13 protein-coding genes are annotated in these 11,749 nt (G+C 64.7%); 8 read left to right on the top strand and 5 right to left on the bottom strand.

The window, feature by feature from the left end; translation table 11 throughout:
• Positions 1 to 577, bottom strand: a 577-nt coding sequence (locus tag C5F44_RS08655; protein ID WP_181318229.1) for an anhydro-N-acetylmuramic acid kinase, incomplete at its 3' end; no start/stop codon positions are given.
• Between the two features lie 57 nt (positions 578 to 634).
• Between C5F44_RS08655 and tyrS the strand changes: the two genes are divergently transcribed.
• Entirely contained in the window at positions 635 to 1,888 is a 1,254-nt protein-coding gene (gene tyrS / locus C5F44_RS08650; RefSeq protein WP_107673106.1) for a tyrosine--tRNA ligase, read from the top strand.
• A 2-nt stretch (positions 1,889 to 1,890) separates the two neighbouring features.
• On the top strand, positions 1,891 to 2,397 hold the full coding sequence (locus C5F44_RS08645; RefSeq protein ID WP_107673105.1) for a hypothetical protein: 507 nt from the start codon (positions 1,891 to 1,893) through the stop codon (positions 2,395 to 2,397).
• Positions 2,398 to 2,425: 28 nt separating this feature from the next.
• Here the strand turns inward: C5F44_RS08645 and C5F44_RS08640 are convergent, their stop codons facing one another.
• Together C5F44_RS08640 and C5F44_RS08635 are read right to left on the bottom strand one after the other, a co-directional pair.
• Positions 2,426 to 2,983, bottom strand: a complete 558-nt coding sequence (locus C5F44_RS08640) for a peptidylprolyl isomerase (protein WP_107673104.1) — start codon at positions 2,981 to 2,983, stop codon at positions 2,426 to 2,428.
• Positions 2,973 to 3,482, bottom strand: coding sequence for a peptidylprolyl isomerase (locus tag C5F44_RS08635; protein ID WP_107673103.1), 510 nt, complete (start codon positions 3,480 to 3,482; stop codon positions 2,973 to 2,975). The genes C5F44_RS08640 and C5F44_RS08635 overlap by 11 nt, the downstream gene beginning before the upstream one ends.
• Before the next feature lie 136 nt (positions 3,483 to 3,618).
• On the opposite strand from C5F44_RS08635, the gene C5F44_RS08630 reads away from it, so the two are divergent.
• From C5F44_RS08630 to C5F44_RS08605, 6 genes are all read left to right on the top strand, one after another.
• On the top strand, positions 3,619 to 4,809 hold the full coding sequence (locus tag C5F44_RS08630) for a phosphoglycerate kinase (protein WP_107673102.1): 1,191 nt from the start codon (positions 3,619 to 3,621) through the stop codon (positions 4,807 to 4,809).
• Positions 4,810 to 4,951: 142 nt separating this feature from the next.
• Complete coding sequence (locus C5F44_RS08625) at positions 4,952 to 5,845, top strand: fructose bisphosphate aldolase (RefSeq protein WP_107673101.1); 894 nt, start codon at positions 4,952 to 4,954, stop codon at positions 5,843 to 5,845.
• A gap of 111 nt (positions 5,846 to 5,956) precedes the next feature.
• Positions 5,957 to 6,259, top strand: a complete 303-nt coding sequence (locus C5F44_RS08620) for an FtsB family cell division protein (protein ID WP_107673100.1) — start codon at positions 5,957 to 5,959, stop codon at positions 6,257 to 6,259.
• A 183-nt stretch (positions 6,260 to 6,442) separates the two neighbouring features.
• Entirely contained in the window at positions 6,443 to 7,429 is a 987-nt protein-coding gene (gene pdhA / locus C5F44_RS08615) for a pyruvate dehydrogenase (acetyl-transferring) E1 component subunit alpha (RefSeq protein WP_107673099.1), read from the top strand.
• A gap of 14 nt (positions 7,430 to 7,443) precedes the next feature.
• Positions 7,444 to 8,820, top strand: a complete 1,377-nt coding sequence (locus C5F44_RS08610) for a pyruvate dehydrogenase complex E1 component subunit beta (protein WP_107673098.1) — start codon at positions 7,444 to 7,446, stop codon at positions 8,818 to 8,820.
• 13 nt (positions 8,821 to 8,833) lie between these two features.
• Positions 8,834 to 10,138, top strand: coding sequence for a pyruvate dehydrogenase complex dihydrolipoamide acetyltransferase (locus C5F44_RS08605; protein WP_107673097.1), 1,305 nt, complete (start codon positions 8,834 to 8,836; stop codon positions 10,136 to 10,138).
• Positions 10,139 to 10,225: 87 nt separating this feature from the next.
• Here the strand turns inward: C5F44_RS08605 and C5F44_RS08600 are convergent, their stop codons facing one another.
• Together C5F44_RS08600 and C5F44_RS08595 are read right to left on the bottom strand one after the other, a co-directional pair.
• On the bottom strand, positions 10,226 to 10,855 hold the full coding sequence (locus tag C5F44_RS08600) for a CDP-alcohol phosphatidyltransferase family protein (RefSeq protein ID WP_181318228.1): 630 nt from the start codon (positions 10,853 to 10,855) through the stop codon (positions 10,226 to 10,228).
• Positions 10,852 to 11,733 (bottom strand): phosphatidate cytidylyltransferase, encoded by an 882-nt coding sequence (locus C5F44_RS08595; RefSeq protein WP_107673138.1) that lies wholly within the window; start codon positions 11,731 to 11,733, stop codon positions 10,852 to 10,854. Before C5F44_RS08595 ends, C5F44_RS08600 begins: the two co-directional genes overlap by 4 nt.
• Between the last annotated feature and the right edge of the window lie 16 nt (positions 11,734 to 11,749).

Raw genomic sequence — 11,749 nt, 5'->3', positions numbered from 1 at the left:
GCGCGCCTTCGGCCTCGGGCGCGGGGGCGTGGGGGTTGACCCATGTCAGATTGCCGACTCCGCCAAGGTTCAGGAAGGCGACGGGTTCGGTGGCGCCAATATGGCGGGCCAGCGCGAAGTGGTAGAACGGCGCCAATGGGGCGCCCTGCCCGCCAAGCGCCACGTCGGATGACCGGAAATCCCACACGACAGGCAGACCCAACACCTGCGCCAGCAAGGCGCCGTTGCCGGCCTGATGGGTGCCGCGCCCGCGCGGATCATGCGCAAGGGTCTGGCCGTGGAAGCCGACCAGCGCCGCGCCGTCAAAGCGTGACAGCAGTTCGGCATGGGCGGTTTCTACCACCTCTGCCGCCTCGGCCACGCCGGGATCGCCCGGCCAGCGGCCAAGGGCGGCGCGCAGGGTGGCCTGTTCGGCGGGCGTATAGGGGCGATAGGCGTGGGGGCCGAATTCCAGCACGCGATGGCCATCGGTCAGGATCATCGCCGCATCGACGCCATCCAGCGAGGTGCCCGACATGGCGCCAAGCGCCCAGACCGGCGCCTGATCGGTGGTCTGGTCCGCCCTGCCCTTCGCCATCTTTCCCTTCGCTCCTTGCCCCGCTATACCGCTGCCAACTTTAAGCACGGGTGCCCCATGACCTACCATCCGAAATCCGACTTTCTGCGTGTGATGTTCGAGCGCGGCTTCGTGGCCGATTGCACCGATTATCAGGCGCTGGACGAGGCGTTTCGCAAGGGCGTGGTGCCGGCCTATATCGGCTATGATGCGACTGCGGCCAGCCTGCATGTGGGTCACCTGATGAACATCATGGTCCTGCGCTGGCTGCAGAAATGCGGCGGCAAGCCGATCACCCTGATGGGCGGCGGCACCACCAAGGTGGGCGACCCGTCCTTCCGCAGCGAGGAACGCCCGCTGCTGACGCCCGAGAGGATTGACGAGAACATCGCCGGGCTGAAGCAGGTCTTCGCGCGGTATCTGGATTATTCGGACGCGCCCAATGGCGCGATCATGCTGAACAATGCCGAATGGCTGGATGGGCTGAACTACCTGGATTTCCTGCGCGACATCGGCCGGCATTTCAGCGTGAACCGGATGCTGTCGTTTGAATCGGTCAAGTCGCGGCTGGACCGGGAACAATCGTTGAGCTTCCTTGAGTTCAACTACATGATCCTGCAAGCCTATGATTTCCTTGAAATCCACCGCCGCTATGGCTGTCTGTTGCAGATGGGCGGGTCGGACCAGTGGGGCAATATCGTCAACGGGATCGACCTGACCCGCCGGGTGATCGACGCCGAAATCTACGGGCTGACCACGCCGCTTCTGACCACCAGCGACGGGCGCAAGATGGGCAAGTCGGCCAGCGGCGCGGTCTGGCTGAACGGCGCGATGCTGTCGCCCTACGAATTCTGGCAGTTCTGGCGCAACACCACCGATGCCGACGTGGGCAAGTTCCTTAAGATCTTCACCGAGCTGCCGGTTGACGAATGTGACCGGCTGGGCGCGCTGCAAGGGTCGGAGATCAATCAGGCGAAGATCCTGCTGGCCAATCTGGCGACCGGCCTGCTGCATGGCGAAGAGGCCGCGCAGGCGGCCGAGCAGACCGCCCGCGAGGTGTTCGAGAAGGGCGGCGTGGGGGACGACCTGCCGACCGTCCGCGTCAGTGCTGCCGAGGTGGCGGATGAGGGCGTCGGGATCGTGCAACTGTTCGTGCGCGCGGGGCTGGCCGGCAGCGGCAAGGATGCCAAGCGGCTGATCCTGGAAGGCGGCGCCAAGCTGAATGACGAGATCGTCACCGATGCCGGGATGCGGCTGAAGGCGGGCGATCTGGCTGACCCTGTGAAGTTGACGGCGGGCCGCAAACGGCACGCCCTGGTGGTGTTGGACTGAAGATGATGCAGTGCAAGGTGATGTGTCTGGCGGCTGTTGCCGCAGTGGCTGTGGCCGGGGCGGCCATGGCCTGCCCGATGGAACGGGCGGTCTATGTCGAACCGGAAACCGGGGCGAAGCTGCATTTTCGGGCGGCCGAATCCTGGGAACAGGCCGGCATGACCAAGCATGTGATGGATCTTGACCTGCCCGACGGCCGCAAGCTGTGGGGCGTGATCGGCGAAAACATGGGCACCAGCCGCGACACCGGAAACCTGTTCCTGGGCTGCGAACGGCCCGGCCCTGACAGCATGTTGCCGACCGAGGCGGAAATGGCCGAGTGCCGGGTCTGGAGCGGTGTGGTCTATGCGCTGGCCGGCAGCCGGATCGCGGATACGCCCTACCCGCAGGACGAAGCCCCGCCGGCGCTGATCCTGTCGGATGTCGGGCGGCAGTTGCGCTATGCCGTGATGGATGGCCCGCAGGATGCGATGTGGGACCAGTTCAATCTGGAAAGCTGCACGGAATGACAAAGGGGGCCGACCGGCCCCCTTTTCGTTATTTCTGGACGGTGACCTTGGTCATCACATCCGGGTTGCTGGGCGGCTCGCCCCGCTTGATGGCATCCACCACATCCATGCCGGAAATCACCCGGCCCACGACGGTATATTGCCCGTCAAGGAAGCTGCCGTCCCCGAACATGATGAAGAACTGGCTGTTGGCCGAGTTCGGGTCCTGGCTGCGGGCCATGCCGACGATGCCGCGCTGGAACGAGATGTTCGAGAATTCGGCCGGCAGATCGGGCAGGCTTGACCCGCCGGTGCCGGCATAGGCCAGATCGCCGCCCGCCTTGCCATTCTGCACGTCGCCGGTCTGTGCCATGAAGCCGTCGATGACGCGGTGGAAGACCACGTTGTCATAGGCGCCCTGTTCGGCAAGCGCCGTGATCTGCGCCACATGCTTGGGCGCCACATCGGGCAGCAGGTCGATGACGACGGTGCCCTTGGCCTGGCCGGACACCTGAATCACCAGGTTGGGGCCTGCCAGATCGGGCACGTCCTGCGCCAGCGCAGGCGTGGCCAGCAGGAAGGCGGCGGCGACGATCTTACTGAACATCGGCAGCCACCCGGACGGTGATCATGCGGTCGGGGTTAGCCGGCGGTTCGCCCCGGGCGATCTTGTCGACATGTTCCATGCCCGAGATCACACGGCCATAAACGGTGTACTGCCCGTTCAGGAAGTGGTTGTCGGCGAAGTTGATGAAGAACTGGCTGTTGGCCGAATTCGGGTTCTGCGACCGGGCGGCGCCCAGCGTGCCGCGGTCATGCGGCAGCTTGGAGAATTCGGCCGGCAGGTCGGGGTATTTGGAACCGCCGGTGCCCGCGCGGCGCGGATTGTAGTTGTTTTCCATGTTGGCGTTTTCCACATCGCCGGTCTGGGCCATGAACCCCTGGATCACGCGATGGAAGGCCACGTTGTCATAGGCCTTGTCACGGGCCAGTTGCTTCATCCGCTCGGCATGTTTGGGGGCGACTTCGCTGAGAAGCTCGATCACCACTTCGCCGTCCTTCAGCGTCAGGATGATGGTGTTTTCGGGGTCCTTGATCTGGGCCATCCGTATTCTCCGGGTTTCATTTCGCGGCGAAAGGTAGCGACCGGTCGCCGCAAGGGGAAGGACAAAAGGGTGTGATCGGTTGACCTTGGGCATGTTTGGACGGAAAGAGGGGGCAACACCCAACAGGAGAACCGCGATGGCCTGGAATTCCCTTGATGATGTGGCGCTGGCCGGCAAGGTCGTGCTGACGCGCGTCGATATCAACGTGCCGATGGAAGACGGCAAGGTTACAGACACCACGCGGATCGACAAGATCCTGCCCACCGTCGAGGACATCATTGCCCGCGGTGGCAAGGTGGTTCTTCTGGCACACTTCGACCGGCCCAAGGGCAAGGTGGTGCCCGAGATGAGCCTGGCGCAGGTGGTTCCCGCGCTGGAGGCGGCGCTGAAGCGCAAGGTGGTGTTCGGCACCGATTGCATCGGCGCCCCGGCTAAGGCCGCGATCGCGGCAGCGGCCCCCGGCGACGTGGTGCTGCTGGAAAACACCCGCTTCCATGCAGGCGAGGAAAAGAACGACCCCGCACTGGCGGCGGACTTCGCCAAGCTGGGCGATGTCTATGTGAACGATGCCTTCTCGGCCGCGCACCGGGCCCATGCCTCGACCGAAGGGCTGGCGCGGCTGTTGCCCAAGGCAGCGGGCCGTCTGATGGAGGCCGAGCTGAAGGCGCTGGATGCCGCCCTTGGCAACCCGGCGCGGCCGGTGATGGCGGTGGTTGGCGGCGCCAAGGTTTCGACCAAGCTGGAACTGCTGGGCAACCTTGTCAGCAAGGTTGAACATCTGGTGATCGGCGGCGGAATGGCCAACACCTTCCTGGTGGCGCAGGGCGTCGAGGTCGGCAAGTCGCTGGCCGAGCGCGACATGGCCGCCACCGCGCGCGAGATCCTGGAAAAGGCCAAGGAAGCCGGTTGCAAGATCTATCTGCCGGTCGATGTGGTGGTGGCCAAGGAGTTCAAGGCCAATGCCCCAAGCAGCATCGTTGTGGTAACGGCCTGCCCGGAAGACGGGATGATTCTGGATGCGGGCAGCGAAACCGTGGCGCGGATCAAGGCGGCCATGGCGCATTGCGCGACGCTGATCTGGAACGGCCCGCTGGGTGCCTTTGAACTGACGCCGTTCGATGCCGCCACCAATGCCACGGCCAAGGAAGCGGCCCGGCTGACGGCGGCGGGGCATCTGATTTCGGTCGCGGGCGGCGGCGATACGGTGGCCGCGCTGAACCAGGCGGGTGCGGCCGAGGATTTCACCTTCATCTCGACCGCAGGCGGGGCCTTCCTGGAATGGATGGAAGGCAAGGTTCTGCCGGGCGTGGCCGCGCTGTCGGTCTGATCACGCCACAAGGGCACAGCAACAGGCGGCCGCTTCGCAAGAGGCGGCCGCTTTCTGCTGTCCTGTTAGCGCGACCGTAATTGCGAGGTTCCAGACTTGCCGTTATGCGGGGGAAAAAGCATGACAAAAGGGAACCGGACTGATGAGCAAGGCAGAGATGACGGCGCAGATCCGCGATGGACAGGGCTTCATTGCGGCGCTGGACCAGAGCGGCGGGTCAACCCCGAAGGCGCTGAAACTGTATGGCGTGGACGAAAGCGCCTGGACCGATGAAGCGGGGATGTTCGACCTGATCCATGCCATGCGGGCGCGGATCATCAAGTCGCCGGCGTTCGACGGATCGAAAGTGGTGGGGGCCATCCTGTTTGAACAGACCATGGACCGCACCATCGACGGCATTCCGACCGCCACCTACCTGTGGGACAAGCGCCGGGTGGTGCCGTTCCTGAAGATCGACAAGGGTCTGGAAGCCGAGGTTGACGGCTGCCAGTTGATGAAGCCGATGCCCGCGCTGGATGCGCTGCTGGCAAAGGCCGTGAAGGCGGGCATCTTCGGCACCAAGGAACGCAGCGTGATCTCGGCCGCCAATGCCAAGGGAATTCAGGCGGTGGTGGACCAGCAGTTCGCCGTGGGCGCGCAGGTGAGCGCGGCCGGGCTGATGCCGATCCTGGAACCGGAAGTCACGATCTCGATCGCCGACAAGGCCGAGGCGGAAGACCTGCTGCAAAAAGCGCTGCTGAAAGGGCTGGACGCCCTGCCCGCCGGCCAGCAGGTGATGCTGAAGCTGAGCCTTCCGACCGTGGACAATTTCTATGCCCCGCTGGTGGATCATCCGGCGGTGCTGAAGGTGGTGGCGCTGTCGGGTGGCCACAGCCGCGATGCGGCGAACAAGATCCTGGCGCGCAACCGCGGCATCATCGCCAGCTTCAGCCGCGCCCTGAGCGAAGGCCTGTCGGCCAAGCAGTCGGATGCGGAATTCGACACGGTGCTGAAGTCGGCGGTTGATTCGATCCACGCCGCATCCATCGCGGGCTGAGGCGAAAAATAAGGGAATCCCGCGCTTTGGGGGATTCCCTTGCCGTCTGTCTTGTGCCATGGTTTCCGAAAGGCCCCCGCGTGAACGAGGGGCGGTTCGAGGCGGATCGGCATGACTCAGGCAGGCGCACGGCGCAATATCGGCGGGCTTATCTATTTTGCCCTGGCCTTTTCGCTGGGCGCCTATTTCACCTTTGCCGCCGTGCAGGGCGATTACGGTGTGTTCCGCCGGGTCGAGATCACTGCCGAAGCGGGGGAATTGCGGCTGGAGCGCGACAAGCTGGTTGGCGAGCTGGCCCAGATGCAGAACCTGACGCATCGCCTGTCGGATGCCTATCTGGACCTTGACCTGCTGGACCAGCAGGCGCGCGACGTGCTGGGTTACATGCGCGCCGACGAGATCACCATTCGCTGATCGGGTCCGGCCCGCGGCACGGCCCGCGCGCCCTGCCCTTGCCCGCCATCCCCGGAAATTCCTGCCCCAGCCATGCGCCGCCTGCATCCGCACGCGGCAAAAATTACGCTTTGACCAGTAAATCCCCGATGCTGTATGGATGGTTTAACGTTGAACCATTCCGTTGCGTGCTGGGAGGGCCCGATGGCGAAAACGCCCGAGAAGAGACCGAACGTCTCGAAGGACGATCTGCTGAAATACTACCGCGAGATGCTGCTGATCCGGCGGTTCGAGGAAAAGGCCGGCCAGCTTTACGGCATGGGCCTGATCGGCGGCTTCTGCCACCTGTACATCGGGCAGGAAGCCGTGGTGGTGGGCCTGGAGGCCGCCGCGAAGGAAGGCGACAAGCGCATCACCAGCTATCGCGACCATGGTCACATGCTGGCCTGCGGCATGGACCCCAAGGGCGTGATGGCGGAACTGACCGGGCGCATCGGCGGCTATTCCAAGGGGAAAGGCGGCTCGATGCACATGTTCAGCAAGGAAAAGCATTTCTACGGCGGCCATGGCATCGTGGGCGCGCAGGTGCCGCTGGGCGCGGGCCTTGCCTTTGCCGACAAGTATCTGGGCAATGACAACGTGACCTTCGTCTATTTCGGCGACGGCGCGGCCAACCAGGGCCAGGTCTATGAGACCTACAACATGGCCGAGTTGTGGAGCCTGCCGGCGATCTTTGTCATCGAGAACAACCAGTATGCCATGGGCACCTCGATGAAGCGGGCGACGAAATCCACCACGCTTTACGGACGCGGCACCGCCTACGGGATTCCGGGCGAGCAGGTTGACGGCATGGACGTGGTGGCGGTCAAGGCGGCGGGCGAAAAGGCCGTGGCGCACTGCCGCGCGGGCAAGGGCCCCTATATCCTTGAAATGATGACCTATCGCTATCGCGGTCACTCGATGTCGGACCCGGCGAAGTATCGCACGCGGGAAGAGGTCGAGAAGATCAAGACCGAGAAGGATTGCATCGAACATGTCCGTGATCTGCTGACGCAGGGCGGCCTTGCCTCGGATGAGGATCTGAAGGCCATCGACAAGGAGATCAAGGCGCTGGTGAACGAGGCGGCCGAGTTCTCAAAGGAAAGCCCGGAGCCGCCGCTGAGCGAGCTTTGGACGGATATTACGGTTTAAGGGAGGGGAAGACGATGGCAACGCAAGTTCTGATGCCCGCGCTTTCTCCGACCATGGAGGAAGGCACGCTGGCCAAGTGGCTGGTGAAGGAAGGCGATGTGGTCAAATCCGGCCAGATCATCGCCGAGATCGAGACCGACAAGGCGACGATGGAATTCGAGGCGGCGGATGAAGGCACCGTCGGCAAGATCCTGGTGGCCGAAGGCACCGCCGGCGTGAAGGTGAACACGCCGATTGCGGTGCTGGTCGAGGAGGGCGAAAGCGCCTCGGACGCGACACCTGCCCCGGCAGCGGCCGCGCCTATCGCGGCTGCGGCGGCGCCTGTCGCGGCGGTGGCGGCAGCCCCTGCCCCGGCGCCGGTTCAGGCCGCCTCTGGCTGGCCGCACAGCGACCTGCCCGAAGGCGTGCCGACCAAGACCATGACCGTGCGCGAGGCGCTGCGCGAGGCGATGGCCGAGGAAATGCGCGCCGATCCGACCGTGTTCCTGATGGGCGAGGAAGTGGGCGAATATCAGGGCGCCTACAAGATTTCCCAAGGCTTGCTGGATGAGTTCGGCGCGAAGCGCGTTGTCGATACGCCGATCACCGAGATGGGCTTTGCCGGCATCGCCACGGGTGCAAGCTGGGGCGGGCTGAAGCCGATCGTCGAATTCATGACCTTCAACTTCGCAATGCAGGCGATTGACCACATCCTGAATTCGGCCGCGAAAACGCTGTACATGTCGGGCGGCCAGATGGGCAGCCCGATGGTGTTCCGCGGTCCGAACGGGGCGGCGGCACGGGTGGGCGCGCAGCACAGCCAGGACTATGCCGCCTGGTATGCCGCCATTCCGGGGCTGAAGGTCTGTATGCCCTATTCGGCGGCGGATGCGAAAGGTCTGCTGAAATCGGCGATCCGCGATCCGAACCCGGTGGTGTTCCTGGAAAACGAGATCCTTTACGGACGGTCCTTCGACGTGCCGGCCGAGGGGGATTTCACCATTCCCTTCGGCAAGGCGTCGATCCTGCGGTCGGGCAGCGATGTGACGCTGGTTTCCTTCGGGATCGGCGTGGCCCATGCGCTGGCGGCAGCCGAGGAACTGGCCAAGGACGGTATCAGCGCCGAGGTCATCAACCTGCGGACGCTGCGACCCATCGACTATGACACCGTGCTGGCCAGCGTGCAGAAGACCAACCGCTGCGTCACGGTGGAAGAAGGCTTCCCGGTGGGCAGCATCGGCGATCACCTGGCCTCGAGCATCATGCAACGGGCGTTCGATTACCTGGACGCGCCCGTGGTGACCTGCACCGGCAAGGACGTGCCGATGCCCTATGCCGCGAACCTGGAGCGTCTGGCGCTGATCACGCCGGCCGAGGTGGTCGCGGCGGTCAAGTCCGTCTGCTATCGCTGAGGGGGAAAGAGATATGGCAACGCAAATCCTGATGCCCGCCCTTTCGCCAACGATGGAAGAGGGCACGCTGGCCAAATGGCTGGTGAAAGAGGGCGATGTGGTCAAATCCGGCCAGATCATCGCCGAGATCGAGACCGACAAGGCCACGATGGAGTTCGAGACGGCGGATGAAGGCACCGTCGGCAAGATCCTGGTGGCCGAAGGCACCGCCGGCGTGAAGGTGAACACGCCGATTGCGGTGCTGGTGGAAGAGGGCGAAAGCGCCTCGGACGCGGCGCCTGCCCCGGCCGCCACTGCGGCCGCAGCCCCGGCTGCGGTTGCAACGGCGCCGGTCGCGGCCCCTGTGGCCGCCCCGGCCCCCGTCGCAACCGGAGGCCCGCGCGTCTTTGCCTCGCCGCTGGCGCGGCGGATCGCCAAGGACAAGGGTCTGGACCTGACGGCCGTCAAGGGATCGGGCCCGCATGGCCGGATCGTGAAGGCCGATGTCGAAGGCGCGACGCCCGGCACGGCGGCAGCGGCTCCGACCGTTGCCCCGGCGCAGGCTGCGGAGCCGGCCCCGGCTGCGGTCAAGGCGGCGATGCCGACCGGCATGGCGACCGAGACGGTGCTGAAGATGTATGCCGACCGCACCTTCACCGAGGTGCCGCTGGACGGTATGCGCCGCACCATCGCGGCCCGCCTGACCGAAGCCAAGCAGACCATTCCGCATTTCTACCTGCGCCGCGAGGTGCGGCTGGATGCGCTGATGGCCTTCCGTGAACAGCTCAACAAGGGGCTGGAAGCGCGCGGCGTGAAGCTGTCGGTCAACGACTTCATCATCAAGGCCTGCGCGGTGGCGCTGCAGGCGGTGCCGGACGCCAATGCCGTCTGGGCGGGGGACCGTATCCTGAAGCTGAAACCTTCGGATGTGGCCGTTGCCGTTGCGGTTGAAGGCGGCCTGTTCACCCCGGTGCTGCGCGATGCCGAGGCGAAGACGCTGAGCACGCTGTCCGCCGAGATGAAGGATCTGGCCACGCGGGCGAAGACCAAGAAGCTGGCCCCCCATGAATATCAGGGCGGCAGTTTCGCGATCTCGAACCTGGGGATGATGGGGATCGAGAATTTCGATGCCGTCATCAACCCGCCGCACGGGGCCATTCTGGCCGTGGGGGCCGGGGTGAAGAAGCCCGTGGTGCTGAAGGACGGCTCGGTCGGGGTCGCGACCGTGATGTCGATGACCCTGTCGGTCGATCACCGGGTGATCGACGGGGCGCTTGGCGCCGAGTTCCTCAAGGTGGTGGTCGAGGGGCTGGAAAACCCGATCTCGCTTCTGGCCTGAGGCGGGACAGGCGGGGGTTTCACACCCCCGCACCCCCGTGGGATATTTGGGGACAGATGAAAGGGGGCGGTTGCGCCCCCTTTTGCATCAGCGCCGGTTCAGGCTGCGATGCAGGCGAAGCGTGCGACGCAGGATCGTCGCGGAGGTGCCGGCCAGGATGATCCAGAGTGCCAGCGAAAGAGTCCAGGCCGGCGCGTAAAAGGCCGCGGCAAGGCAACCGATGGTCAGCGCGGCCATGCGCTGCGGTTTCGCCATCGGACCAGAGAAATCAGGCGGCAGGCCCTCTGCCCGGCCAAGCTCGCGCAGATAGGCGGTGGTCACGGCCAGCGCGGCGCAAGCAAGGCCAAGCGCGGGCTGACCGGCCGCAATGCCAGCCCCCCAGAGGAACAGGATGTCCACAGCGCGATCCGGGGCTTCGTTCCAGAACGGTCCGGTGGGGCCGGACCTGCCCCCTTCGATCGCCACCATGCCATCCATCAGATTGCACAGGAGGCGGGCCTGAATGGTTCCTGCCGCAAGAAGCAGAAGCAGCGCTTCCAGCAGCCGCCCGCTGTTCGCAGCGCCACAGAAGCACAGCAGGCCAAGCAGAGCAAACCCGACGGAAGCGGCAGAAATCTGGTTCGGCGTGATGCGCGAAGCCGCAAGCCGCGACGCAAGACCCTTGGCCCAGGCCGTGTCGCGCGAGGTCAGCGGACGGCGCGACGACGGCCCGGTCACGTCGTGGACCAGAAGTAGCGGGTGAGATGGAAGAAGATCGGCGCGGCGAAGATCACGCTGTCCAGCCGATCAATGAAGCCGCCATGGCCGGCGATCAGATGGCCCCAATCCTTGATGCCCTTGTCACGCTTGATGGCCGACATCACCAGCCCGCCGAAGAAGCCCATCAGGGTGATGACAAGGCTCATCCCCGCCGCCTGCATCGGGGTAAAGGGCGTCAGCCACCAGAGCCCCGTTCCCGCAAGAACGGCCGAGGCCGTGCCGCCGACAAACCCCTCCCAGGTTTTCGAGGGTGAGAGGGCCGGTGCGATCGGGTGGCGGCCGAGAAGTTTGCCCCAGACATATTGCATCACATCCGAGAACTGCACGACGAAGATCAGGAAGGCGATCAGCAACACGTCGCGGCCTTCGAAGCCCGGAATCTGCAGCGACAGCAGCGCCGGCACATGGCTGATGCAATAGATGCAGATCATCAGCGCCCATTGCGTTTCCGCGACCCGGTCAAGGAAACGGTCCGGCTTGCCCCGCAGGGCCGAAACAACGGGCAACAGCAGGAAGACATAGACCGGGACAAAGATGGAATAAAAGCCGTACCAGTCCATCGCGACCAGGCCGAACTGCACCGGCAGGATCAGGAAGAAGGCGGCGGCAAGCGACCAGTGATCGGCCACCGATTTTGTGGTGAGCGACAGGAACTCCCGCAAGGCCGAAAAGGAGAGCATCGCGAAAAGGACCACCACCCCGACACGGCCGGCGATGAAGGCGACGGACATGAGAAACACCATCGCCCACCAAGCCGCGATGCGGGCATTCAGGTTCTCGATCACCGGATTTGATCCGTCCGGCGCAAGGGTTTCGCGCAGAACCTGGCCAATCATGGTGGCAATCAGCAGA

It is taken from the genome of Fuscovulum blasticum DSM 2131, from assembly GCF_003034965.1.
GTDB classification, from domain to species: Bacteria; Pseudomonadota; Alphaproteobacteria; order Rhodobacterales; family Rhodobacteraceae; genus Pseudogemmobacter; species Pseudogemmobacter blasticus.
Note: the sequence above shows the minus strand (reverse complement) of the source record. Positions and strands in the feature narration are given on the sequence as shown.